Raw genomic sequence first — 23,729 nt, 5'->3', positions numbered from 1 at the left:
AATGTTGAACCCCTCTGACTGGCGGCTCTGTGTCGCCCCCATGATCGATGTGACAGACCGGCACTGCCGTTATTTCCACCGGCTGCTGGCGCCGCGCGCGCGTCTCTATACCGAGATGATCACGACCGGCGCGCTGATGCACGGCAACGTCGAGCGTCATCTGGATTTTGACAAGGCCGAGCATCCCGTGGCCCTGCAGGTCGGGGGCAGCGAGCCCGACGCACTGGCGCAGGCGGCGCGGTTGGGGCGCCAATGGGGATACGACGAGATCAACCTGAATTGCGGTTGCCCGTCAGAGCGCGTGCAACGGGGCGCGTTCGGGGCGTGCCTGATGGCTGAGCCGGCCCTGGTTGCCGATTGCATCAAGGCGATGCAGGACGCGGTCGATATCCCGGTGACGGTAAAGCATCGTCTGGGTCTCGATTACGACGAGTCTTATGCCTTTGTACGGGATTTCGTGGGCAAGATTCACGACACCGGTTGTCGGGTATTTGTCGTGCACGCGCGCAATGCCGTGCTGAAGGGCCTGTCGCCGAAAGACAATCGCGAGATCCCTCCGTTGCGCTATGACGTCGCAAAGCAGCTCAAGGCGGATTTTCCCGACAGCATTTTTGTGCTCAATGGCGGCTTGGCGGATGCGGATCAGTCGGTAGCGGCTGCGAATGAGTTCGATGGCGTGATGTTGGGGCGCGCCGCCTGGCACACGCCGCGCGTGTTGTCCGAGGTGTCATTGCGGCTTTGGCCGTCCGGACGTTTGCCCACGGACGCACAAGTCGTTGACGCCATGGTGCGTTACGCGGCGGAGCAGGTGAGCCGTGGCGTGCCGCTGCGTGTGATGACGCGCCCTATGCTGGGATTGGTCAATGGCCAGTCGGGAGCGCGGCGCTGGCGGCGCATGTTGTCCGATCCGGCGCGTCTGGCGGGCAATGAACCAGGGTTGATTTACGAAGCGTGGCGCAGTCTGCAGAGCTCATCGCATGTGCCGGCCGCCGTCGCGATGCCGGCCGGCTAGGCGGATAGACCAGTGCTGATGGCGTAATCCGTTCACAGTATCAGGCGCACACAGCCTGGCTGCGTCAGCCCCGGGGGCTGTCTGCAATCAATTTTGATGACAGCCTGGTCCGTACAGGTTGCCTGTACGGACCGCATATGCCGCTCAGGCGGGCTCTGCAGAGGCGTTGTTGCCGTCAACGGGCCAATCGCGGATATAGGCCTTCAGCATGTTGTTTTCAAATTGCTGCGCGGCCACGATGGCCTGGGCCATGTCGTAGAACGAAATCACCCCCATCAGCATGGGGCCGTCCATCACGGGGATATAACGCGCATGCTTTTCCAGCATCAGGCGCTGGACCTCGTCGGCGCTGGTGTTGGGGGACACGCTGACCGGCGCGTCGTCCATGATGGCGCGGATAGTGGTCTTGCCCCATTCGCCGTCCGTGTGGTCATGCAGGTGGCGGATGATTTCGCGAAAGGTCAGCATGCCCGTCAGCATGCCGGACTCCATGATGACCAGCGAGCCGATGTCTTGCTCGCTCATGGTTTGGACGGCCAGGGCCACGGACATATCGGGCGAGGCCGTATAAAGCGTGTCGCCCTTTACTCGTAGGATTTCACTGACTTTCAACATGATGCTTCTCCTGGGGACTGTTGCCCCGATTTGTATTCTGGCTTGCGAGCGGCGGCACGGGCGCAGCCGCGTCCATAGGCGTATTGTGCGCCAGCTGAGAGAGTTCTTCCAGTGTGGGGGTGTCACGTCTGGCCAGGGCGGCCGCTGCGACGTCCAAAATGTGCGGATCGTCCTGCAGCCTGGGCTGTTGCCGATCGAGCAGAAAATGGTCAACCACGGGCGATAGCGGGATCTTGCGCGGATCGCAGGCCAGTATCCAGCGTTGTTCGGACGTGCGGGCGATGATGTCCAGCTGTTCGAGTTTTTCCAGGACGGCATTCAACTCGTCGTGGTGCAGATGCAGGCGCTTGGCCAAGGAGCTGGTGCTGCGGCCGGCGGGCCTGCGTCCCTGGGCAGCATGCAGTGAGCGCAGGACGGCCATGGCGTCGATGTACGGCGCACCGGGACTGCGGTTGATTTCCCAGCGGCCCAGACGGATCAACGGCACGCTGGCCGCCACGGTGGCGCCAAACAGCACCGCCAGCCACGACAGATAAATCCACAGCAGAAAAATCGGCAGTGTGGCAAACGCACCGTAAATCACCGTGTATGTTGGAAAACGTGTCAGATAGTACGCAAACGCGGCTTTCATGAGCTCGAGCACAATTGCCGTCCCGAAACCCCCTGCCATGGCGTCGCGCCAAAACACCTGGCGATTGGGTACCACCACAAACAAGGCCGCAAAGCCCAGCCCCGTCAGGATGACGGGGACAAACGAAATGATCAGGCTCAGGATTTCCGGCACATCGCGCACCAGGCCCATGGATTCGCGAGTCACGAAAGAGGTCGCCCACAGGCTGGCACCTGCCACTACCGGCCCCAGTGTCACGACGGCCCAGTACACCAGGGCGCGCTGCGGAATCGGGCGTTGACGCGTCACATGCCAGATATCGTTAAAAGTCTTGTCGATCGTCATGATGAGCAGGATCGACGTGACCACCAGAAAAGCCCCGCCAATCGCGGTGAGGCGCGTGGCCTGGAGGGCGAACTGATTCAGGTAGTTCATGATGTTGTCGGACACGGCCGGCGGCATCAAGCTGTGCGTGAGAAAATCCTCGAGCGCCAGCCGAAAATCCTGGAACACCGGAAAGGCCGTGAACAGCGACAGCACCACTGCCAACATGGGGACCAGCCCTAACACGGTGGTGAAAGTCAGACTGGACGCCACCTGCAGCAGCCGTTCCTCGTCAGCCCGTTGAGCGGCGAAACGGAACACTCGGCCGACACGCGTGATCCAGGGGGTACGCGTGCGCGTGACTGGGGGCGGCTCCGGCGCAGCGGTAGCGGGCTCGGCAGAGGGGCTCATCGGGCGATAATAGCAGTTTGGGCGTTTCTTTCCCGGCATCTTCCTGGCCTGCGTGCCGGGATGCTTGGGGCAGGTGTAGACGGCTTCGCACAGGATTGAGCCGGGACCTTACTTCTCGAGACCACTGATGAACGTTGAGTTGAATCCCAATCTGCGGCGTCTGGCGTCGGCAGCCTTGCTGGCCCTGATTGTCTTGTGCGTGGCATGGGAAACGGTGCTGGCGCCGATCCGGCCGGGCGGTTCGTGGCTGTTTCTCAAGGCGCTGCCATTGGCCTTTCCGTTGCGCGGCGTATTGCGGGGCAATCTCTATACCTATCAATGGGCGTCAATGCTGGTATTGCTGTATTTGATGGAGGGCGTCGTGCGGGCCATGTCCGACCCCGCGCCGATGTCGGCTGCCCTGGCAGGCCTGGAAATTGCGCTGTCGCTGGTGTTTTTCATCGCTGCTATCCTGTATGTACGGCCTGCCAAGCGCGCGGCACGTGCCCGGGCGCGTGCCGGTGTGCCGCGATGACGTACCTGCTCGGACCCGCGTGTCGCATCGCGGGCCACCCTTGATCCCGCTTCGCGCGTGGATCTCCGTCCACGGGCCGAGATACCACGGCAGCCTCTGCGATTCCTGACGATTCATTTTTCACTATGACCGATTCACCGACCTTGCTGCATCAACTGGACGACTTACGGCTGGACAATTCCTTTGCCGCGCTGCCGCCTGCGTTTTACACACGGCTGGCGGCGCAGCCGTTGACTGCGCCCAGGCTGTTGCATGCTAACGAGCAGGCCGCTGAGTTGATCGGCCTGGCACCCGAGGCCCTGCAATCCGAGACGTTTCTGCGTGTCTGTTCAGGCCAGCAGCCTCTGCCGGGCGGCGACACGCTGGCTGCCGTATATAGCGGTCATCAATTCGGCGTATGGGCCGGGCAATTGGGCGATGGCCGTGCGCATCTGCTGGGCGAAGTGGCAGGACCCCACGGCAATTGGGAATTACAGCTGAAAGGCGCCGGGATGACGCCATATTCCCGCATGGGCGACGGACGGGCCGTGCTGCGTTCGTCCGTGCGCGAATATCTGGCCAGCGAGGCCATGCACGGCCTGGGAATCCCTACCACGCGCGCCTTGGCGCTGGTCGTCTCTGATGATCCCGTCAGACGCGAAACGATGGAAACGGCGGCGATCGTCACCCGCATGTCTCCCAGTTTTGTTCGATTCGGGTCGTTTGAGCACTGGTCCTCGCGTCGCCAGCCGGATGAGTTGCGGGTGTTGACCGACTATGTCATTGACAAGTTTTATCCCCCTTGCCGTGACGCCGAAACGGGCGGCGCATCGGGGGCTGACGGTGCGATATTGCGTCTGCTGGCCGAAGTGACCCGCCGCACGGCATTGCTCATGGCGGACTGGCAGGCCGTAGGCTTTTGCCATGGGGTGATGAACACCGACAACATGTCCATTCTGGGTCTGACGCTGGATTATGGCCCGTATGGATTCATGGACACTTTCAGACTGGATCACGTCTGCAACCATTCAGACACCGAAGGCCGCTATTCCTGGAACCGGCAACCCTCGGTGGCGCTGTGGAATCTCTATCGTCTGGCGGGCAGCTTGCATACCCTGGTGGCCGACGTCGAGGCATTGCGTGGGGTGTTGGATGGCTACGAGGCGATTTTTATCCAGGCCTTTCATCAACGCATGGCCGCGAAACTCGGGCTCTATCGCTGGCAGGCAGACGACGAGGCGCTCCTGGATGCGCTGCTCAAGCTCATGCACGATCAACGAGCCGATTTCACCCTGACATTCCGTCGCTTGGCCGACGCCGTTCGGGGCCGCCCGCAGGGTTTTCAGGATCTCTTCATTGACCGTGAGGCGGCCCGCGCGTGGTACGAGCGCTTGGCGGCACGCCATGTGCAGGATCCCATTGACCGAGATAACGCATCTGGCGGCTCAACGGGCCAGACAACTCGCGAGTCAACCCCTGAGGCCGCTCCCTCGATCGGGGCGAGCCAGCCGGATGCTGCGGCCCAGGCACGGGCCCAGGCGATGGACGCCGTCAACCCGCTCTATGTGCTGCGCAATCACTTGGCCGAGCAGGCGATCCGTGCGGCGAAAACCGGCGACGCCGGCGAAATTGATACCTTGCTGCACTTGCTGCGCGACCCCTATACCGAGAAAGCCGGCTACGAAGCCTACGCGGGACTGCCACCGGATTGGGCGGGGGGAATCGAAGTCAGTTGCTCGTCATAAACGCGTCTTTTGCATCGTCCCGCGCAGGCAGCCGCCCGTCAATGTCATAATCAGGCCTGCCTTCTAATGCTTTTCTGATTCCTTAACGTCCATGTCCGGCAATACTCTCGGTACTCTTTTCTGCGTCACAAATTTTGGCGAATCCCATGGCCCCGCCATCGGCTGTGTGGTGGATGGTTGCCCGCCGGGCCTGGCGCTGGAGGCTGCCGATATCCAGGCCGAACTGGATCGCCGCCGTCCGGGCACCTCGCGCCACGTGACACAGCGCCAGGAGGCCGACCAGGTCGAGATTCTGTCCGGGGTGTACCAGGGCGTGACGACCGGCACGCCCATCGCGCTGCTGATTCGCAATACCGATGCGCGCAGCAAGGACTATTCCAATATTGCCGATACCTTTCGCCCCGGGCATGCCGATTTCACCTATACCCACAAATACGGCCTGCGCGATCCGCGTGGCGGTGGGCGTTCCTCCGCGCGTCTGACGGCGCCTACCGTCGCCGCCGGAGCGATTGCCAAAAAATGGCTGGCCGAGCAGTACGGTATTCGTGTGCGCGGTTACATGAGCCAGTTGGGGCCCATTCCGATTCCATTCGTGTCCTGGGACGAGGTGCCCAACAATGCCTTTTACGCGCCGAATGCCGGCATTGTGCCCGAGCTCGAAGCCTATATGGATCAGCTGCGCCGCGATGGGGATTCGATCGGCGCACGTGTCGAGGTCGTCGCGGAAAACGTACCGGTCGGCTGGGGAGAACCCATTTACGACCGTCTGGACGCCGATATCGCGCACGTCATGATGGGCCTGAATGCCGTCAAAGGCGTGTCGATCGGGGCGGGTTTTGGTTCTATTACGCAGCGTGGTTCCGAACATGGCGACGAGATAACGCCCGAGGGTTTTATCGGCAACAACGCGGGCGGTGTGCTGGGGGGGATTTCCACCGGGCAGCCGGTGACGGTATCTCTGGCGATCAAGCCGACCTCGAGCATTCGCGTCGAGCGCCACTCGATCAATAGCGAGGGCGAACCCATCATGGTGCAAACGCTGGGCCGCCACGATCCTTGCGTCGGCATCCGTGCCACGCCTATTGTCGAGGCGATGTTGGCGCTGGTGCTGATGGACCATGCTTTGCGCCATCGGGCGCAATGCGGCTGATGGCACAAAGGCCATGCAGCGGTGATGCTGATACGTCTGTCCTGCACCTCTGGTCCGGGACGATAGATCGGTCGCCTTCGCGGCGCGTTGCGTTGGTCCGACAACATTGATGAGGAGGAGCACACATGAACACAGGATTTCGAACGGTGTGGCGCAAGCTGCTCGGAGCCATCGCCGTGGCGGGCACCATGGCCGTGACCGGTTGCGCCAGCGTGCAGACCACACAATCCGGCACAGTGGGCGTTGAACGCACACAGTACATGTCCAGCATGGTGCCGGAAAAAGAGCTCGAGCAAGAAGCCAACCAGCAGTATTCCGACCTCATCCAGCAGGCCAAGGCTCAGGGCGCGTTGGATCGCAATGCCGACCAGGTATCGCGAGTGCGTGCAATTTCCAAACGGTTGATTGCACAGGTAGGGGCGTTCCGACCCGATGCGGCCAATTGGGCTTGGGAAGTGCACGTCTTGTCTTCTGACGAGGTCAACGCATGGTGCATGCCGGGTGGAAAAATAGCCGTCTATACCGGACTGTTGACGCAAATCAAGCCCACTGATGCTGAGCTGGCAGCCGTCATGGGGCATGAAATTGCGCACGCTTTGCGAGAACACGCACGCGAGCGTATGTCGCAGCAGATGGTCACCAACGTTGGCCTGTCTGTGCTGTCGATTGCCACCGGCGTATCGACGGATCTGGGCAGCAAGCTTACCGACGTCATGTTTACCCTGCCCAACAGCCGGACTCACGAGAGCGAGGCCGACATGATGGGTGTAGAGCTCGCTGCGCGGGCCGGATATGATCCCCGTGCCGCGGTGACGCTATGGCAAAAAATGGGGGCCGCCAGCAATGGCGCACCGCCAGAATTCCTGTCCACGCACCCCTCTGCGGCGACGCGCATCAGCGAATTGCAGGCTGCGTCGGAACGGGTGATGCCGCTATACGAGCAGGCCAAGGGCAAAAAGTAGCGGTGCGATGACGAGTGCGTCACGCAGGTACCCCCGACTTACGGCCTCGGATCCTTGGCTATTGATAAAAAACCGCCCCTTTTGATGGGGCGGTTTTGTCTGGGACGGCAGCTTTTCCTCTATCGTCGCGTGGGAAAGGGTGGTGCTTCCAATACTAGGATAAATGCTGCCGTTGTACTAGGTTGAGAGCATGGGCATAATGAGACATCGATTCTGATGTCCCTACCGGCCCAGCCGGATATTCCGCGAGTCTATTCATGGCCCAAACCCTCTACGACAAACTCTGGAACGCGCACGTCGTGAACCAGGAATCCGACGGCACCTGTTTGCTCTACATTGACCGGCACCTGTTGCATGAGGTGACCAGTCCGCAGGCCTTCGAAGGCCTGACCATCGCTGGCCGCAAGCCCTGGCGCATCAGTGCCAACCTGGCAGTGGCCGATCACAACGTGCCCACGATCAACCGCAATCGCGGCATCGACGATCCGATTTCGAAACTGCAGGTCGACACGCTGGATGCCAACTGCGACAAATACGGGATCACCGAATTCCGCATGGCCGATCTGCGCCAAGGCATCGTGCACGTCATCGGGCCGGAGCAGGGCGCGACGCTGCCGGGCATGACAGTGGTGTGCGGCGACTCGCACACCAGCACGCACGGCGCCATGGGGGCATTGGCCTTCGGTATCGGCACCTCCGAGGTCGAGCACGTGCTCGCCACGCAGACGCTGCTGATGAAAAAGAACAAGAGCATGCTGATCAAGGTCGAGGGCGAGTTGCCCTTCGGCTGTACGGCCAAGGATGTCGTGCTGCATATCATCGGCATCATCGGCACGGCAGGCGGCACCGGCCACGCGATCGAATTCGCCGGCAGCACCATTCGTGGCTTGTCCATGGAAGGCCGCATGACGGTCTGCAACATGGCCATCGAGGCCGGTGCACGTTCCGGCATGGTCGCCGTTGATGACAAGACCATCGAGTATTTCCGTGGCCGTCCGTTCTCGCCCACGGGCGTGTTGTGGGATCAGGCGGTTGCCTACTGGCGCACCTTGCATAGCGACGCGGGCGCCAAGTTCGACCGCGTCGTCGAGGTCAATGCGAAAGACATCAAGCCGCAAGTCACCTGGGGCACCTCGCCCGAGATGGTCTTGTCGGTGGATTCCCGTGTACCCGATCCCGATCGCGAAAAAGACGATGTACGCCGCAGCGGCATGGAGCGTGCCTTGCAATACATGGGCCTCAAGCCCAACACTCCGTTGACCGACATCCGCGTGGATCGCGTGTTCATCGGATCGTGCACGAACTCTCGCATCGAAGACCTGCGCGAGGCCGCCGCCGTCGCCCGTGGCAAACACGTGGCCTCCAATGTCAAGCAAGCCATGGTGGTGCCGGGCTCGGGCCTGGTCAAACAGCAAGCCGAACGCGAAGGCCTGGACAAGATCTTTATCGAGGCCGGTTTCGAATGGCGTGAACCGGGCTGCTCGATGTGCCTGGCGATGAACGCCGACCGCCTCGAGCCCGAAGAGCGCTGCGCATCGACCTCGAACCGCAACTTCGAGGGCCGCCAAGGGCAGGGTGGCCGCACCCATCTGGTCAGCCCTGCGATGGCAGCAGCTGCTGCTGTAGCCGGCCATTTCGTCGACGTCCGCAACTTCCGCTAAGAGCTCAGACATCATGCAAGCATTTACCACTCACGAAGGCCTGGTGGCCCCGCTCGATCGCGAGAACGTCGACACCGACCTCATCATCCCGAAGCAATTCCTGAAGTCCATCAAGCGCACCGGCTTTGGTCCGAACCTGTTCGACGAACTGCGTTACCTGGATCACGGCGAGCCCGGCATGGACAACAGCAAGCGTCCGTTGAATCCGGATTTCGTGCTGAACCAGCCGCGCTACCGGGGCGCTTCGGTATTGTTGGCGCGCAAAAATTTCGGCTGCGGCTCCAGCCGTGAGCACGCACCGTGGGCGCTGACGCAGTTCGGTTTTCGCGCCATCATCGCGCCGTCCTACGCCGATATCTTCTTTAACAACAGCTTCAAGAATGGCCTCTTGCCTATCGTGCTGTCCGAACTGGAAGTTGCGCGTTTGTTCGATGAGGTCAAGGCATTCCCCGGCTACAAGCTGCGCATCGATCTCGAACGCCAGGTCGTGATCGCGGCGGACAACCGCGAAATGTCGTTCGATATCGAGCCGTTCCGCAAATACTGTTTGATCAATGGTTTCGATGACATCGGCCTGACCTTGCGTCAGTCCGACAAGATCCGTGCGTTCGAGGCAGAACGCCTGGCCCGTTATCCCTGGCTGGAAAGCCGCCCCATTGCTTAAGCCTTGAGGCTCAGTTTCACCACATATAGGTTTTTTTCATGACACATAACATTGCAGTGCTGCCGGGTGATGGCATTGGTCCAGAGATTGTCGAGCAGGCTGTGCGCGTACTGAGTGCACTGAATTTGCCGCTCGATATTCAACAAGCCCCCGTGGGCGGCGCCGCCTATGACCAATTCGAGCATCCGCTGCCGCCAGCGACACTGGAGCTCGCGCGCAAATCGCATGCCGTGTTGTTCGGTGCCGTAGGCGACTGGAAATACGACAGCCTGCCGCGTGAATTCCGTCCCGAGCAAGCCATCCTGGGCCTGCGCAAGGCGCTCGGCCTGTTTGCGAATCTGCGTCCTGCGATCCTGTATCCCGAGCTGGCCAGCGCCTCCTCGCTCAAGCCCGAGATCGTGTCGGGCCTGGATATCCTGATCATTCGCGAACTGACCGGTGATATTTACTTCGGCACTCCGCGCGGTGTGCGTACTGCCGAAGACGGTGTTTTCGCCGGCGAACGCGAGGGTTTTGACACCATGCGCTACGCCGATTCCGAAGTGCGCCGTATCGCGCGCATCGGTTTCGAATCGGCTCGCAAACGCGGCAAGAAACTGTGCAGCGTGGACAAGGCCAACGTGCTGGAAACCTCGCAGTTCTGGCGCGACATCGTCATCGAAGTCGCACGCGACTATCCCGATGTCGAACTCTCGCACATGTACGTCGACAACGCCGCGATGCAACTGGTACGCAACCCGCGCCAGTTCGACGTTATCGTGACCGGCAACCTGTTCGGTGACATCCTGTCGGACGAGGCCGCCATGTTGACGGGCTCGATCGGCATGCTGCCCTCGGCTGCGTTGAATGAGTCGGGGCAGGGCCTGTACGAGCCCAGCCACGGCTCGGCGCCGGACATCGCGGGCCAAGGCATTGCCAATCCCCTGGCGACGATTCTGTCGGCTGCCATGTTGCTGCGTTATTCGCTGAACCAGAACGCCCAAGCGGATCGTATCGAAGCCGCCGTGCGCAAGGTGTTGGCCGATGGCCTGCGCACCGCCGATATTTACGAAGCAGGCACCACCAAAGTGTCTACCTCGCAAATGGGCGATGCCGTGGTGAAAGCACTGGGTTGATTATTTCCCGCTTGATTGAATCGCCCCTGGCATGATGTCGTGCCGGGGGCGGTGCATTATTATACGCAGCGCAGCGGGGTCGAGATTTCTCGCGCGCATTGCATGCTGCTGCCGTCTCGGTGGTGCTTTCACAACGCCAATAGGGGCCATGGTTTGTCCCTAATATCATCGCAGTGCAACATAGTCCCGCTTATTCTGATAAATTGTCGGGATCGTTAGCTTTTTTTCTTATTTATCAACCTCAAGAGCATTGAACATGACGCAAGCAGTAGGCCTGGTCGGCTGGCGCGGCATGGTCGGTTCCGTTCTCATGCAGCGCATGCGTGACGAAAACGACTTCGCCCTGATCGATCCCGTATTCTTTTCCACCAGCAACGCTGGCGGTGCCGCGCCCACGTGGGCTGAGGGCGCTGGTCCGTTGCAGAATGCCTACGACATCGATGCTCTGAAAAAACTGCCGATTATCGTGACCGCCCAGGGCGGTGATTACACGACCGAGGTCTATCCCAAGCTGCGCGGCGCGGGCTGGAATGGTATCTGGATCGATGCCGCCAGCACCCTGCGCATGAAAGACGACGCCATCATCGTGCTCGATCCGGTCAACCGTCCGGTAATCGACGCGGCGCTCAAGCGCGGCGTGCGTAATTTCGTCGGTGGCAACTGCACCGTCAGCTGCATGCTGATGGGTCTGGCCGGCCTGTTCAACAACGACCTGGTGGAATGGATGACCTCCATGACCTACCAGGCCGCATCGGGCGGCGGCGCGCAGCACATGCGCGAACTGCTGACGCAATTCGGTTTGCTGAACCAGGCTGTGAAGCCTCTGCTGGACGATCCGGCTTCGGCCATTCTCGAAATCGATCGTGGCGTGTTGACCGCGCAACAAGACCCGGCTCTGCCGCAAGAGCACTTCGGCGTGCCGCTGGGCGGCAACCTGATCCCCTGGATCGACAAGGACCTCGGTAACGGCATGTCGCGCGAGGAATGGAAAGCCGAAGCCGAGACCAACAAGATCCTGGGCCGCGGCGAGGCTTTTGGTACGCCCGCCACGCCGATCGACGGCCTGTGCGTGCGTATTGGCGCCATGCGTTGCCACAGCCAGGCACTGACCATCAAACTCAAGCGTGATGTGCCGCTGGATGAAATCGAAGGCCTGATTGCCGAAGGCACCCAATGGGCCAAGGTCATCCCCAACACCAAGGAAGACACCGTGCGTGCGCTCACGCCGGTGGCGGTGACGGGAACCCTGGATATCCCGGTTGGCCGTTTGCGCAAGCTGTCCATGGGTTCCCAGTACCTGGGTGCGTTCACGGTAGGCGACCAATTGTTGTGGGGTGCGGCCGAGCCGTTGCGCCGCATGTTGCGCATCGCATTGTCCGAGGCCTGAACGTCATAGGCAACGGCGCCGGCTGCTTGGGCGGCAGCGCCGTTGCGCATTCAGGCTGGCCCGGTTTTGGCCGGGCCAGGTAAAGGCACCTGCGGGTGCCTTTCTGCTATTTTGTCCTTGCCGCAGCCTTGATGGCAGGTTTGTGAATCAAGGTCGATCTATTACACTTTCGCCCAGCATTGGCCGGTAACCCGATTCGTCCAGCAGGATTTCCCAATATGACATTGCGTTCACGTCGTTTTTCGCCGACCCACCGTATCAAAGCTTCGCAATGGGCCATCGCGCTTGCATTCGGTGTCTCGATGGGCGGGGCGGTGCATGCCGCGACTGTGGGGCATTCGCGTGTGGTTTCCGCGCCGGGGGCGCCTTTGCAAGTCGTGGTGCCGCTCGAGAATATTACGGCCGAGGAGCTGGCCTCACTCAAGGTATCGCTGGCCGATGCCGCCGCGTGGCAACGCGCCGGGATGCAGCCTCCTGTGCCCCTGAATACCGCGCGTGTGAGTGTTCAGGATGGCCCGCAGGCCTCAGGCAAAAATATCCGTATTGAGTCCTCGCAGCCCCTGACGACATCGGCTGTGGATCTGTTGCTCGATTTGCAATCCAGCTCGGGCCATCGCCAGGTCCAGGTCACCATTCTGGTGCCGCAGCGTGCGGCCGCTGCGCCGGTTCAGTCGGCGCGTATTGGGTCCGTCAGCGCAGACCGTGCGGCGCCTGCCTCGGCAGAGACGGTGCGTGCGGGCGACAACCTGTTCCGCATTGCCCGTCGTAATGACGTGTCGGACGCCAGTGTCTATCAGATGCTGGTAGCCATATGGCGCGCCAATCCGCAGGCATTTATCCAGAACAATATGAACCTGGTGCGCGCGGGAGAAACGCTGACGATTCCCGACGCTGCCACGGTACGTGCGATTGATCCCGCCGAGGCGCGTCGCATCTATGTCGAACAGGCTGAAGCGTTTGCACGTTATCGGGGCCGCGCTGGCGCAGCCGTCGCGGGTGCGGCTGCGGTTGGCGAGGGCGTCAATGCCGGTGGTGGTCATGTGAGCGCGGCGTCGCCATCGGGCGGCAGCGCGGGTGCGAGCTCGCAAGACCGTTTGCGTCTCAGTTCTGCGGATGCGGCGGGCGCCCAGGCCGATGCACAAGCGGATGCACGTACGTCCGAACAACATGCTTTGCAGGATGCACAGCAGCGCGTTGAGACCCTGCAAGGTAACGTCGAGGCCCTGAACCAGGCCGCGGCTGGCGGTACGGCGGGGAGTGCAGCCAACCAGAATGACGCGGCAGGCACTGGCGCCGCCGGCGCTGACGGTACCTCGGGCAGTGGCGCGACGGGCGCAGGCGCGGGGGCTGCCGGCAGTGGTGCGGCAGGTGCAGGAACGGCTGTTGGCGGCAGCGGTGCTGCGGGCGCCGGAACAGGTACCACGGGTGGCGCAGCCGCGGGCGCAGGAACAGACGCTGCAGGTGCCGGAACGGCCGCAGGCGCAAATACAGGCGCTGCCGGCGGCCCCGATGGTGCGGCGGCTGGATCCAGTGGCGCAGGCGCAGCAGGTGCCGGTACATCAGGCTCGAACGCAACGGGCGCGCCCAACATCGCCGGAACCGAAGCCGCCGCTCAGGATCTCGCTGCTGCTTCGGGCACCAATACCGGGGGGGCCACATCCACCACAGGCAATTGGCTGACCGACAATCTCTTGGTGGTCGTGACCGCCATACTGGCATTGATCGTATTGATCATCGCGTGGCTGCTACGCCGTGCCGGTGCTCGCCGTGCAGATGAAAACGAGGACGAAGACGCGTCCTATGGCGGAGAACCCGTTCTGGACACCACCTTGCTCACTCGCAAGCTGGACGGCATCGATCTGGATCTGAATAAACCTCCCACCGACGAGCCGCCCGCTCGCGGACCGCGCGTCTGACACTCATGGCGCGTATGGCATTGGGGCTGGCTTATGACGGCTCCCCCTGGCAAGGCTGGCAGACACAACCTCATCGTCAAACGGTGCAAGATACGCTGGAAGCGGCGCTGGGCCGTTTCAGCGGGATCGATGGCATCGTACCCACGATTTGCGCGGGCCGTACAGATACAGGCGTGCATGCAGCCATGCAAGTCGTGCATCTGGATACGCCGCTCACGCGCCGCGACGAATCCTGGGTGCGCGGCGTCAACGCCTTTCTGCCGCCCAGCATTGCCGTCCAGTGGGCGCAATCGGTCCCTGATGATTTTCACGCGCGCTTTTCGGCACGCTCGCGCACCTACATCTATTTGCTATGGCGCGGCCGCGTGCGGCCGCCGCTGTGGGCCGCGCGGGCAGGCTGGTGTTTTCAGCCGTTGGATGTGGACGCAATGAGGCAAGCGTCTTCGACGCTGCTCGGCGAACACGATTTTTCCAGCTTCCGCTCCTCGCAGTGTCAGGCTCGCCATCCCGTGCGCACGCTGCATCAACTCGACATCCAGGAGCGCGGTCCTTTTCTTGTATTCACATTGCGCGCGAATGCTTTTTTGCATCACATGGTGCGCAATCTGATCGGAGCATTGCTGCAAATCGGACAAGGCCGCGAATCCGTTTCCTGGATGCCTGCGCTGTTGGCGGCGCGAGACCGCCGTTTGGCCGCACCTACCTTTTCTCCTGATGGACTTTACCTGTCCGCGATCGAATACCCTCCTGAATTCCAGCTGAAAGAATTGGACGGTGGCGCGCATTTATTGTCGCCTTTTACCTCTGCTTAGGGTTATCAGCAGGGGGGCAGCGATCAATTGTCACTATATGATTGCGGACGCAAAAGGCCGACGTTTGCTGCGATGCGGCGACGTTCTGACAAGGCCCCAGCATTACACACAAACAACGGCAGCCCTTACATGAGCTGCCACAATGCGCGGCAGCTCCACACGAGCGGCCTGCGTTTGCAGCGTTGTCCAATCAGGAGACTCCCTTCATGCAACGTCGTTCGTTCCTCAAAAAGGCCACGTTAGGTGCCGCCGCTGGCGGTGCAGCGCTCGCCGCACCCGTTCTCGCACAAGAATCCCCCACACTCAATTGGCGCCTGGCGTCCAGTTTTCCCCGTAGCGCCGACGCGATCTTCAGCGGCGGTGAGAATCTGGCCAAGTACGTTGCCGAGGCAACGGACGGCAAATTCAATATTCGAGCCTTTCCCGCCGGCGAAATCGTGCCGGCGCTGCAGGTGCTCGACGCTGTGCAGAACAACACCATCGAATGCGGCCACACGGCGTCGTACTACTACTACGGCAAAGACCCCGCGCTGTGTTTTGACGGCGCCGTGCCTTTCGGCCTGAATACGCGCCAAATGAACGCGTGGATGCGCCATGGCAATGGCCTGAAGCTCACGCGCGAGCTCTTTCAAAAGTACAACATCGTGAATTTCCCATGCGGCTACACCGGCACCCAGATGGGCGGCTGGTTCCGCAACGAAATCAAAACGGTCGATGACCTCAAGGGGCTGAAATTCCGCGCCAGCGCATTTGCCGGCGCCGTGTTGTCCCGCTTGGGCGTGGTGCCGCAGCAGATTGCGGGCGGCGACATCTATCCGTCATTGGAAAAAGGCACGATCGACGCCGCCGAATGGATCGGCCCGTACGACGACGAAAAGCTCGGTTTCCACAAGGTCGCCAAAAACTATTATTTCCCGGGTTGGTGGGAAGGCACGCTGCAGGTTTCGTTGTATGTGAACCAAGAGGTCTACAACAAGCTGCCCAAACATTATCAGGCCGTCTTGGCGCAGGCTGCCGCGGCTGCCACCAACGACATGATCGCCACCTACGATGCCGAAAACCCGGCTGCGCTGCGCCGCCTGGTCTCGCAGGGCGCCCAGCTCAAGGCTTTCCCCAAGCCGGTCATGGAGGCCTGCTACGCCGAGGCCGTCAAGGTTTACGAAGAGTTGTCCGCCAAGGACCCCACCTTCAAAAAGATCTACGACGACATGGTGGCGTTCCGTGACAACGAGATCCCGTGGTTCCGCGTGGCCGAGGGCAGCTTCGATGGCTTTATGGGGACCATTGGCCGGGGTAAGTAACTCGGCCCTCCAGGGCTGGGCGGCAGGGGAACGAGCGTAACGTTATAAAATCTCAGGTTTCCGCTCGTTTTCGTGTCCGCCAAAAGCTGGGGCGACAGGAGTGGCGCATTGCCGAAGTCTGTCGCCCGGCCACCCCGGGCGAGGCCCCGCATGCTCGTGCGCTATGCCGTATTTGGCTAGTTGCGACCTTCTATCTAGCTCATTATTCCCATCATGAAAGCATTACTCGCTTTATCGCGCGCCATCGACGCGCTGAATGTGCGGGTTGGAAAAGCCGTGACATGGGTCACCCTGTTGGTGGTGCTGGTCAGTGCCGGCAATGCGGTGGTCCGCAAGGTATTCGGAACCAGTTCGAATGCCTGGCTGGAACTGCAGTGGTACATGTTTGGTGCCATGTTCCTGCTGACCGCCGGCTACACCCTGCTCAAGAACGAACACGTCCGGGTGGACATCCTGTCCTCCCAGCTTTCCAAGCGTACGCAGATTTACATCGAGATTTTCGGGGTGCTGTTTTTCCTGCTCCCTATGGCAATCTTGATCATGTACCTGTCTTGGCCGATGTTCATGGATTCGTATATTTCCAACGAACAGTCGTCCAACTCCGGCGGTTTGGTCCGCTGGCCGGTCAAACTGTTGATCCCGATTGGCTTCGCGCTGCTCGTTCTCGCGGGGATATCGCGCTTGATCAAATGCGTAGGCTACTTGCGCGGCCAGGCGCCGGATCCGCTGGCGCGCGCCGAAGGCAAGAGCGCCGAAGAGCAATTGGCAGCTGAGATCGCCCGCGAAGCGCAAGATCGCGAAGCGGCGGCCCTGCAACAACAGAACAAGGGCCAATGATCATGGAGTTTTTCATCGCAAATATGGCGCCGATCATGTTCGGCACCTTGGTGGTGTTCTTGCTGCTGGGCTTTCCGGTGGCATTTGCATTGGCCGCGAACGGCATTCTGTACGGCTTGATCGGTATGGAATTGAACCTGTTCAGCGCGTCGCTGTTTCAGGCCTTGCCTCAGCGGGTGTTCGGTATTGTGTCCAACGATACCTTGCTGGCGGTGCCGTTCTTTACGCTGATGGGGTTGGTGCTCGAACGATCGGGGATGGCGGAAGACTTGCTCGAGACCATCGGTCAGGTGTTCGGGCCGCTGCGTGGCGGCTTGGCGATTGCCGTGGTGCTGGTGGGGGCGATGCTGGCCGCGACAACCGGCGTGGTGTCCGCCTCGGTCATTTCGATGGGCTTGATCTCGCTGCCCATCATGCTGCGTTACGGTTATGACAGGCGCCTGGCCTCTGGCGTTATCGCGGCATCCGGCACGCTGTCACAGATCGTTCCGCCGTCGCTGGTGCTGATCATTCTGGCTGACCAGTTGGGCCGTTCGATCGGAGACATGTACCGTGCCGCGATGGTGCCGGGGTTTCTGCTGGCGGGCTCCTATATCGCCTACATCGTATTGATGTCTTTCATCAAGCCGTCTTCGGCTCCTGCTTTGCCCGAAGAAGCGCGCACCTTTCGTGAGCCGAATGGCTCCCGCGGCGGACGTTCGTTATTGGTGCTGATGTTGATTTCGGCCGTGTCGGCGTATTTGCTGACGCAATGGCTGGAAAAAGACGCTGCACCGGTTGATGAGAAAGTCGTTCTCAGCCTGCTGCTGTGGGGCCTGACCGCCTTCATCATCGCCATGGTCAACAAGGTGTTCCGCCTGAAAATGCTTTCCGCATTGGCCGAGCGCGTCACCTTCGTGATGATCCCGCCGCTGTTCCTGATTTTCCTCGTGCTCGGGACGATCTTCATCGGTATCGCGACGCCCACAGAGGGTGGTGCCATGGGTGCTGTGGGTGCCATCGTCATGGCGTTGATCCGCGGACGGCTGACCCTGGATCTGTTGCGCCAAGCCATGGATACGACCACCAAGCTGTCCTGCTTCGTGGTGTTCATCCTGGTGGGCTCGACGGTATTCGGCTTGACCTTCCGGGGCGTCAGCGGTGACTTGTGGGTCGAGCATCTGCTGATCGGCTTGCCTGGCGGAGAATGGGGCTTCCTGATCGTAGTCAGCGTGCTCACGTTCGTGTTGGCGTTCTTCCTGGACTTCTTCGAGTTGGCATTCATCATCGTGCCGCTCTTGGGGCCGGTCGCCGACAAGCTGGGGATCGATCTGATCTGGTTCGGCGTCATCCTGGCCGTGAACATGCAGACCTCGTTCATGCATCCGCCGTTCGGTTTCGCGCTGTTCTACTTGCGCTCGGTGGCGCCCAAAGACGCCTATCGTGACAAGGTCACAGGTCAGCGTATCGAGCCGGTCACGACGGGGCAGATCTATTGGGGTTCGGTGCCTTTCATCATCATCCAATTGGTCATGGTCGCAGCTGTTATGATTTTCCCTGGTATGGTGATGCACTATAAGGCGGGCCAGTCCACGGTGGATCCCAGCAGCGTCAAGATCGAAATCGACACGACCTATGGCACCAGCATTTACGGTGACGAGAGCGGTGACCCTGCCGCCGCATTCAAGTAACCTTGCTCAACCGGTTTTCAAATAGCGTTATGCGTACTCGCGTCAAAATCTGCGGCTTGACCCGCGAAGCAGACATCGCCTCGGCCGTGCAGGCCGGGGCGGACGCGATCGGTTTCGTGTTCTATCCGCGCAGCAAGCGTTACGTTACCCCTGCGCAGGCGGCAGTCTTGCGCCGCACTGTGCCGGCATTTGTCGACGTGGTGGCCTTGTTTGTGGATCCGGACCCTGCCGACGTTCGCGCCGTGCTGGAGCAAGTCGGTCCCGATCTGCTCCAATTCCACGGTAACGAATCCGTCCAGGATTGCACGCGTTACGGCACGCGCTTTTTGCGGGCCTTCCGTGTCGGCGCCCCTGGGCTCGATACATCCGACGGTCTGGCCGAGACGTGCCGCGCCTACGGCGAGGCGGCAGGGTGGTTATTCGACAGCTACAGTGCGGCCTATGGCGGCAGTGGTCAGGCTTTTGACCATGCATTGCTATCGACCGTCCGGGCTGATACGGCCGCACGGCCCATTGTCCTGTCAGGGGGGCTCAATGCCGATAATGTGGCTGCGGCCATCCGGGGCTTGCGCCCTTGGGCAATCGACTTGAGCAGCGGAGTGGAAACCGCCCCTGGTGTGAAGTCGGCAGACAAGATCGACGCCCTGATGCGTGTCGTTCGGCAGGCGGACGACTGCTGACGCCAATAGCGCATCGTGCCGTTCGCTGGGCAATAGCTGCGGCGCTGATCACTGAGCATCACAATACATTTACCGGCTGCCAGCCGGTTTTTTCGTCTGGGGCTGTTTCATTGTAAAAATGCCTGCCCCCATGGTCAGTCGCCAATGCAGTGCGAACGTTTTTTGCTGACGCGAAGGATTTTGTAACAGTGCTGGATCTTGATGGAATCATTGGCGATGCTGGCTGTCCCTGTAGGGGAATTGTGCTTTTTTTACATCTCCGTGCTGTAATGTAACCAAACAGATCTGCAGGGGTCCTATTTTGTCTGTTCTCTGACCGGTTTTGGCCGCTCCTGGCTTGGTAGAGGTATTTTCAACGCATGGCAACGCTTCTTTCCGGCGCATCTTGTTATCTGGCTGCCGAACATCAGCAGCATTTAAAGCAAGCCACCAGAGTAGCCATACTCATGGCGCCGCGCCTCGGGGATACGTTGCTCATGATGACCATGGCGCAAAACCTGGCCATCAACGGACGTGGCGTGACAGTCTTTGGTGACTATGCGCACCAATTGCGCACCTGGTTTCCTGATATCGATGTTCGTCCGTCTCTGCCAGAGTCTGAGGCCGCTCAGGTTTTGTCCGAATACGACTGCGTGGCTCAAATGCATGTGGGATGGCCTTATGCGCTGCACCGCTATGCCCGGCGTTATTTTTACTATGACGCCCATGTCGTCATCACAGGCAGGGGTTTCGTCAAGCTGAATCAAATCCGGGATTACTGTCGCGATCAGCTGGGTTTGAAAAATAGCGAGGTCGGCAACGGCCTGGTGCCGATGATGGGGCTGCGTCATCGGCAGTACGCCAGACGGGTTGCCGTACATCCTTCATCAACGAGTGAACAACGATGCTGGGCAGCGTCGCACTTCGTCGAGCTTGGCCTGCGTCTGAAGCGTTCTGGCTATGATCCGGTTTATATCCTGGCGGAGCACGAGAGAGCGCAGTGGCGCTGCCTCGAAGACAACGGTCTGGCGATTTTTCAATCGGAATCCCTCTCCGATGTCGCGAAGTTCATTCATGAATGTGGCTGGTTCATCGGCAATGAATCCGGGGTAGGGCATCTCGCCTCCAATCTGGGGATTCCGACATTGACGGTGACCGGCAGGCCGACGCGTACACGCGCCTGGCGTCCCGGCTGGTCGCCATCGCAGATTGTGTATCCCGCATACATTCCCGGAGGCCGATGGCGCGACCTGCTTTGGCGTCGTTGGCTACGGCCGGGACAGGTGTTGACGGCTTTTCGGCGGTTGATGATTCAGTACGAAAGACAAGCCGACTTGCACAGGTAAAAAAACTCGTGCATAATCTCGTTTCTTCGCAGTTCGCAGGCGGTTAGCTCAGATGGTTAGAGCGCTACGTTGACATCGTAGAGGTCGTTGGTTCGATTCCAATACCGCCTACCAGGATTCTGGTAGTTCATCACTACCCTCCAAAAAAGCCGCCAAATCACAACTTGGCGGCTTTGTTGTTTTCGGCGTCTTGGCGCCGCTCTTGGATTCGTTCACGGTTCAGGCGCTGGGCTTCTGCCGTGGGTTTCCAGCTTCCCCAGCAATCGTCTGGAATGGCCGGAAAGTCTTCGCGCCGTATACCGGTAAAGGTCGGTTTGTAGCCCCGGCGCCGCATCTCCTCGATCAGATCGGCATGTCGGCGGGCCAGATAATCCAGCCGCGTGTAAAAGAAAAGCAGGTGGCCTTTTCCGAGCGTATAAGTGCAGGGTTGAGCCTTTATGCCGCGAGCGGCTGCCTTTTGCGCCAGCGCAAAAACGCGGGGCAATTCTCGGTATTCCGCAACCAGGTGGGGGCCGCTGAGTTCTTGTACTGGAACGCAATTGATACGAGTCATAGGTTTATTCAAATCGAAATGGCAGCGATATTTAACTGCGTCATTTTTCGATGATGATCCCATGGATTCGTATGGCCGGAATATAAAAAAGCCGCCATCGATAACCATGGCGGCTTGTTTATTCGGCCGGGTTTGCAATCGCTGCGGCTATCAGCTTTTCGCTATCGCGATTTTCCATATAGCCGGCTTAGCAGGGCGCCCGCATGGCCATAGCGTGTCAGGCTCATTTCCTGCATGTATTCGCGCAATTGATGTTCTGCAGAGGCAGCAGCCGCGGCGGGGGCCGCGGGGGTGGGCTTGGCCAGGAGACGCTCAGCAGCCTGCAGGGTGCGTTGCGCTCGCGCTTCAGCGGAGGTAGATAGGTCGTCTGTCCAGCCAGGATTGGCGCTTGCGATACTCATGGGCGGCTCTCCTTTGCAACTCAATCAAACAGGTTATTTACTGCTTACGACCCTTATTATACTCAGAATATTTCAATCTGTAAGATTGGAAATGGGAGTTTTTATCATTTTGCTGATTAAGCGACTGCTCGCAGATGTTTGCGCGTCGATGGAGCGTTAACCGGGCGGCGAATTAAAAATGCCGGAATGCTGTCCAGTTCGTGACGGCCCGCATGGTTGTCGCTGAGACTGTCGCATAACAACTGCGAGCGTATGCCAACGCGTTGCGAAGCCATACGAATCTGCTTGGCGAGGCCCAATGCTTGCCGCTCTGCCAAGTCTCGGGATGCTGCGGTATTTGTGCAGTATTCGGATTTGGAGGAGGCGGGTACGCCGGCTTGGCGTTCTCGAATATCTACATACCCACGAAACAGACCCGTATCGATTTCGAGTACGCGGGGGCGCAGGGTTTGAATACGATCGGTGCGATTAAATGGTTTCATGTGACTAGCCAAGTGAATATCGACCTGACGAGTCTAGTAAAGGAAAAATATTACGTAAGCATCGAGTTGAAATGAGATGATGCCCAGATACCCGAGATGACACAGAACGTGTCTGAATCGCAAAGATTTCTTGATACTTGACTATCCTTTAGATTTTCAGCGTTTTGATTATTCGCTACGGGCGCCGGTTTTGTTGTTTTCCAGCGTCTTGACCAGGGCCTGTATCGATATTTCCAGGCTCAGCAAAATTGATTCTACGGCTTTGAATGCGCGCCGGACGGTGGCAGGCATCGGTTCGACAGTATGCGGCTGTCCGGACGTATCCCCATGCAGGGCGGTATCAGGCTGGTCGCCATTTGCATTTTTCAAGGCCTGCGTCAGTTGATCGAATTGCTGCAAGGCCTGCTTGTCAGCGCCGAGAAAACTGGCCGTGCCCTTGGCCTTGTGGGTATGGTCCAGGGCCGCCTTTCGATCGCCGGTTTTGATGGCATCGCGCAGCGAACTCAGGTCGGCTTGTGTGTGGGCCAGTGCCTGCGACAGCAGCAACAACCGGGTGGCATCATCCGGATATAGCGACAGGACGGTGTCTATGTGCAGCATGGATCGGCGCTGATAGCGGGTCAGGGGCCGGCAGGCTGATCGAATTTCTCTTTCAGGTACAAGGCCAAAGACAGGTCGTCCGCGACGCCCAGCTTGGCCATGGCGCGGCGTTTGTGTGTGCTGACGGTTTTTTTGCTGCGTAGCAGACGGGCGGAGACCTGTGTGACTGACAGCCCTCGGGAGATGAGGCGCAGGACTTCGATTTCCGCGAGAGTCAGTCGCGTATCGGGGTGGCGAGGCGGCGTCATGTTTAGCGCGCCGTTTTTGTGCGTGATGAAACCGTCGATATTGGCATTGCACGAGGCGCGGATGACCTCGACCAGTGTGGGCAGCGGGGCGGATTTGGGCAGATACCCCGTCGCGCCAGCCCGAAACGCTGCGTATTCGGTTTCGTCAGCAGCACCCGCGGAAAAAGTGATGATCGCCATTTTGGGGTGGTGACGGCGCAGGCGCCGGATGAAATCCACGCCATCCACGGTCTGTCTGGGGAGGTAGAAGTCGACCAGTGCGACGTCGCAAGGATGCTCATGCAAGTTTCGCAGCAGAGCCTCGGATGAGGTGTCGGTATGGACGATATCAAAATCGGGTTGTGCCCGCAGATAGGCAGCGACGCCCAGCGTGATGACCGGGTGGTCGTCCAGTATGGCGATACGGACTCGATGGTTGGTGCCGGATAGCAGCAGGTAACGCCGCTCCACGTATGGCGAGGTCGCAGCGTGCTCGGGGGAGGTCGAAGGCGTAATGGCTGACATAGTCCTGGTGTGTGGCCAGAGGTGGAGAAACGTTCCATTGCGGACCTTATCTAAAACGACGCGGGCGTTGAGGCGCAGGACCTGAATTGACCGATAAATAAGACCTATCTGAAGTTAAGTATTGTTGGGTGTCGAGTGATACAATAGAGGAATCCAGGCACGCGCCCGATGATTGTTGTTCCCGTTTTTGCGTGCCAGCCTCAGGTGGCCAGCACATGATTATTCGCCCGACACGAACTACGACCGGAAAC

At 60.0% G+C, this 23,729-nt stretch carries 23 protein-coding genes and 1 tRNA gene; 17 read left to right on the top strand and 7 right to left on the bottom strand.

Annotated features, from left to right (window positions below):
* Positions 1-4: 4 nt before the first annotated feature.
* Entirely contained in the window at positions 5-1,012 is a 1,008-nt protein-coding gene (gene dusA / locus ACYVIT_RS17305) for a tRNA dihydrouridine(20/20a) synthase DusA (RefSeq protein ID WP_415806037.1), read from the top strand.
* Between the two features lie 144 nt (positions 1,013-1,156).
* Here the strand turns inward: dusA and ACYVIT_RS17300 are convergent, their stop codons facing one another.
* Positions 1,157-1,627 (bottom strand): CBS domain-containing protein, encoded by a 471-nt coding sequence (locus ACYVIT_RS17300; protein ID WP_415806000.1) that lies wholly within the window; start codon positions 1,625-1,627, stop codon positions 1,157-1,159.
* Positions 1,611-2,972, bottom strand: a complete 1,362-nt coding sequence (locus tag ACYVIT_RS17295) for a YihY family inner membrane protein (RefSeq protein WP_415805999.1) — start codon at positions 2,970-2,972, stop codon at positions 1,611-1,613. Before ACYVIT_RS17295 ends, ACYVIT_RS17300 begins: the two co-directional genes overlap by 17 nt.
* A 127-nt stretch (positions 2,973-3,099) precedes the next feature.
* Here ACYVIT_RS17295 and ACYVIT_RS17290 point away from each other — a divergent pair, with 127 nt between their 5' ends.
* From ACYVIT_RS17290 to ACYVIT_RS17215, 16 genes are all read left to right on the top strand, one after another.
* A complete protein-coding gene (locus ACYVIT_RS17290; RefSeq protein ID WP_415805998.1) occupies positions 3,100-3,486 on the top strand; it encodes a DUF2069 domain-containing protein in 387 nt (128 codons plus the stop codon).
* 125 nt (positions 3,487-3,611) lie between these two features.
* Positions 3,612-5,210 carry a protein adenylyltransferase SelO gene (locus ACYVIT_RS17285; protein ID WP_415805997.1) on the top strand — a complete coding sequence of 533 codons (1,599 nt, stop codon included), beginning with the start codon at positions 3,612-3,614 and terminating at the stop codon, positions 5,208-5,210.
* 91 nt (positions 5,211-5,301) lie between these two features.
* Positions 5,302-6,360, top strand: coding sequence for a chorismate synthase (gene aroC / locus ACYVIT_RS17280; protein ID WP_415805996.1), 1,059 nt, complete (start codon positions 5,302-5,304; stop codon positions 6,358-6,360).
* Between the two features lie 125 nt (positions 6,361-6,485).
* Entirely contained in the window at positions 6,486-7,322 is an 837-nt protein-coding gene (locus ACYVIT_RS17275) for a M48 family metallopeptidase (RefSeq protein ID WP_415805995.1), read from the top strand.
* A gap of 257 nt (positions 7,323-7,579) precedes the next feature.
* Positions 7,580-8,983 carry a 3-isopropylmalate dehydratase large subunit gene (gene leuC / locus ACYVIT_RS17270; RefSeq protein ID WP_415805994.1) on the top strand — a complete coding sequence of 468 codons (1,404 nt, stop codon included), beginning with the start codon at positions 7,580-7,582 and terminating at the stop codon, positions 8,981-8,983.
* A 13-nt stretch (positions 8,984-8,996) separates the two neighbouring features.
* The gene (gene leuD, locus ACYVIT_RS17265; RefSeq protein ID WP_415805993.1) at positions 8,997-9,647 is read left to right on the top strand and encodes a 3-isopropylmalate dehydratase small subunit; all 651 of its coding nucleotides are present in this window, start codon (positions 8,997-8,999) and stop codon (positions 9,645-9,647) included.
* 38 nt (positions 9,648-9,685) lie between these two features.
* Complete coding sequence (gene leuB, locus ACYVIT_RS17260) at positions 9,686-10,762, top strand: 3-isopropylmalate dehydrogenase (protein WP_415805992.1); 1,077 nt, start codon at positions 9,686-9,688, stop codon at positions 10,760-10,762.
* Between the two features lie 256 nt (positions 10,763-11,018).
* On the top strand, positions 11,019-12,149 hold the full coding sequence (asd, locus tag ACYVIT_RS17255; RefSeq protein WP_415805991.1) for an aspartate-semialdehyde dehydrogenase: 1,131 nt from the start codon (positions 11,019-11,021) through the stop codon (positions 12,147-12,149).
* Positions 12,150-12,367: 218 nt separating this feature from the next.
* Positions 12,368-14,065 carry a type IV pilus assembly protein FimV gene (locus ACYVIT_RS17250; RefSeq protein ID WP_415805990.1) on the top strand — a complete coding sequence of 566 codons (1,698 nt, stop codon included), beginning with the start codon at positions 12,368-12,370 and terminating at the stop codon, positions 14,063-14,065.
* Between the two features lie 5 nt (positions 14,066-14,070).
* On the top strand, positions 14,071-14,877 hold the full coding sequence (truA, locus tag ACYVIT_RS17245; protein WP_415805989.1) for a tRNA pseudouridine(38-40) synthase TruA: 807 nt from the start codon (positions 14,071-14,073) through the stop codon (positions 14,875-14,877).
* Between the two features lie 206 nt (positions 14,878-15,083).
* Entirely contained in the window at positions 15,084-16,178 is a 1,095-nt protein-coding gene (locus ACYVIT_RS17240) for a TRAP transporter substrate-binding protein (RefSeq protein WP_415805988.1), read from the top strand.
* Positions 16,179-16,391: 213 nt separating this feature from the next.
* Entirely contained in the window at positions 16,392-17,015 is a 624-nt protein-coding gene (locus ACYVIT_RS17235; RefSeq protein ID WP_415805987.1) for a TRAP transporter small permease subunit, read from the top strand.
* A gap of 2 nt (positions 17,016-17,017) precedes the next feature.
* Positions 17,018-18,685 (top strand): TRAP transporter large permease, encoded by a 1,668-nt coding sequence (locus ACYVIT_RS17230; protein ID WP_415805986.1) that lies wholly within the window; start codon positions 17,018-17,020, stop codon positions 18,683-18,685.
* Positions 18,686-18,714: 29 nt separating this feature from the next.
* Positions 18,715-19,365: a phosphoribosylanthranilate isomerase gene (locus ACYVIT_RS17225; RefSeq protein ID WP_415805985.1), complete on the top strand. Its 651-nt coding sequence runs from the start codon at positions 18,715-18,717 to the stop codon at positions 19,363-19,365.
* Between the two features lie 359 nt (positions 19,366-19,724).
* Complete coding sequence (locus ACYVIT_RS17220) at positions 19,725-20,690, top strand: glycosyltransferase family 9 protein (RefSeq protein WP_415805984.1); 966 nt, start codon at positions 19,725-19,727, stop codon at positions 20,688-20,690.
* Between the two features lie 37 nt (positions 20,691-20,727).
* Positions 20,728-20,804, top strand: a tRNA-Val gene (locus ACYVIT_RS17215).
* Between the two features lie 43 nt (positions 20,805-20,847).
* On the opposite strand, the gene ACYVIT_RS17210 is transcribed toward ACYVIT_RS17215, so the two are convergent.
* The 5 genes from ACYVIT_RS17210 to ACYVIT_RS17190 all read right to left on the bottom strand — a co-directional run bounded on the left by ACYVIT_RS17210 (position 20,848) and on the right by ACYVIT_RS17190 (position 23,478).
* Positions 20,848-21,243: a pyrimidine dimer DNA glycosylase/endonuclease V gene (locus ACYVIT_RS17210; protein WP_415805983.1), complete on the bottom strand. Its 396-nt coding sequence runs from the start codon at positions 21,241-21,243 to the stop codon at positions 20,848-20,850.
* Between the two features lie 161 nt (positions 21,244-21,404).
* On the bottom strand, positions 21,405-21,644 hold the full coding sequence (locus ACYVIT_RS17205) for a hypothetical protein (protein WP_415805982.1): 240 nt from the start codon (positions 21,642-21,644) through the stop codon (positions 21,405-21,407).
* A gap of 116 nt (positions 21,645-21,760) precedes the next feature.
* Complete coding sequence (locus ACYVIT_RS17200) at positions 21,761-22,126, bottom strand: hypothetical protein (protein WP_415805981.1); 366 nt, start codon at positions 22,124-22,126, stop codon at positions 21,761-21,763.
* A gap of 168 nt (positions 22,127-22,294) precedes the next feature.
* Complete coding sequence (locus tag ACYVIT_RS17195) at positions 22,295-22,726, bottom strand: hypothetical protein (protein WP_415805980.1); 432 nt, start codon at positions 22,724-22,726, stop codon at positions 22,295-22,297.
* Between the two features lie 20 nt (positions 22,727-22,746).
* Positions 22,747-23,478, bottom strand: a complete 732-nt coding sequence (locus ACYVIT_RS17190) for a response regulator transcription factor (protein ID WP_415805979.1) — start codon at positions 23,476-23,478, stop codon at positions 22,747-22,749.
* Positions 23,479-23,729: the final 251 nt, after the last annotated feature.

Source organism: Bordetella muralis (genome assembly GCF_054781015.1).
The sequence above is the reverse complement of the archived record's forward strand: the minus strand, read 5'-3'. Positions and strand labels throughout refer to the sequence as shown.

Bases quoted from the DNA above. Each gene is read 5' to 3' on its own strand.
- ACYVIT_RS17290 (WP_415805998.1), top strand. From the start codon at position 3,100: ATGAACGTTGAGTTGAATCCCAATCTGCGGCGTCTGGCGTCGGCAGCC.
- aroC (WP_415805996.1), top strand. From the start codon at position 5,302: ATGTCCGGCAATACTCTCGGTACTCTTTTCTGCGTCACAAATTTTGGC.
- ACYVIT_RS17225 (WP_415805985.1), top strand. From the start codon at position 18,715: ATGCGTACTCGCGTCAAAATCTGCGGCTTGACCCGCGAAGCAGACATC.
- ACYVIT_RS17285 (WP_415805997.1), top strand. From the start codon at position 3,612: ATGACCGATTCACCGACCTTGCTGCATCAACTGGACGACTTACGGCTG.
- truA (WP_415805989.1), top strand. From the start codon at position 14,071: ATGGCGCGTATGGCATTGGGGCTGGCTTATGACGGCTCCCCCTGGCAA.
- ACYVIT_RS17235 (WP_415805987.1), top strand. From the start codon at position 16,392: ATGAAAGCATTACTCGCTTTATCGCGCGCCATCGACGCGCTGAATGTG.
- ACYVIT_RS17300 (WP_415806000.1), bottom strand. From the start codon at position 1,627: ATGTTGAAAGTCAGTGAAATCCTACGAGTAAAGGGCGACACGCTTTAT.
- leuB (WP_415805992.1), top strand. From the start codon at position 9,686: ATGACACATAACATTGCAGTGCTGCCGGGTGATGGCATTGGTCCAGAG.
- ACYVIT_RS17210 (WP_415805983.1), bottom strand. From the start codon at position 21,243: ATGACTCGTATCAATTGCGTTCCAGTACAAGAACTCAGCGGCCCCCAC.
- ACYVIT_RS17240 (WP_415805988.1), top strand. From the start codon at position 15,084: ATGCAACGTCGTTCGTTCCTCAAAAAGGCCACGTTAGGTGCCGCCGCT.
- ACYVIT_RS17230 (WP_415805986.1), top strand. From the start codon at position 17,018: ATGGAGTTTTTCATCGCAAATATGGCGCCGATCATGTTCGGCACCTTG.
- asd (WP_415805991.1), top strand. From the start codon at position 11,019: ATGACGCAAGCAGTAGGCCTGGTCGGCTGGCGCGGCATGGTCGGTTCC.
- ACYVIT_RS17250 (WP_415805990.1), top strand. From the start codon at position 12,368: ATGACATTGCGTTCACGTCGTTTTTCGCCGACCCACCGTATCAAAGCT.
- ACYVIT_RS17275 (WP_415805995.1), top strand. From the start codon at position 6,486: ATGAACACAGGATTTCGAACGGTGTGGCGCAAGCTGCTCGGAGCCATC.
- ACYVIT_RS17205 (WP_415805982.1), bottom strand. From the start codon at position 21,644: ATGAGTATCGCAAGCGCCAATCCTGGCTGGACAGACGACCTATCTACC.
- ACYVIT_RS17220 (WP_415805984.1), top strand. From the start codon at position 19,725: ATGGCAACGCTTCTTTCCGGCGCATCTTGTTATCTGGCTGCCGAACAT.
- ACYVIT_RS17200 (WP_415805981.1), bottom strand. From the start codon at position 22,126: ATGAAACCATTTAATCGCACCGATCGTATTCAAACCCTGCGCCCCCGC.
- ACYVIT_RS17295 (WP_415805999.1), bottom strand. From the start codon at position 2,972: ATGAGCCCCTCTGCCGAGCCCGCTACCGCTGCGCCGGAGCCGCCCCCA.
- leuC (WP_415805994.1), top strand. From the start codon at position 7,580: ATGGCCCAAACCCTCTACGACAAACTCTGGAACGCGCACGTCGTGAAC.
- ACYVIT_RS17195 (WP_415805980.1), bottom strand. From the start codon at position 22,726: ATGCTGCACATAGACACCGTCCTGTCGCTATATCCGGATGATGCCACC.
- ACYVIT_RS17190 (WP_415805979.1), bottom strand. From the start codon at position 23,478: ATGTCAGCCATTACGCCTTCGACCTCCCCCGAGCACGCTGCGACCTCG.
- leuD (WP_415805993.1), top strand. From the start codon at position 8,997: ATGCAAGCATTTACCACTCACGAAGGCCTGGTGGCCCCGCTCGATCGC.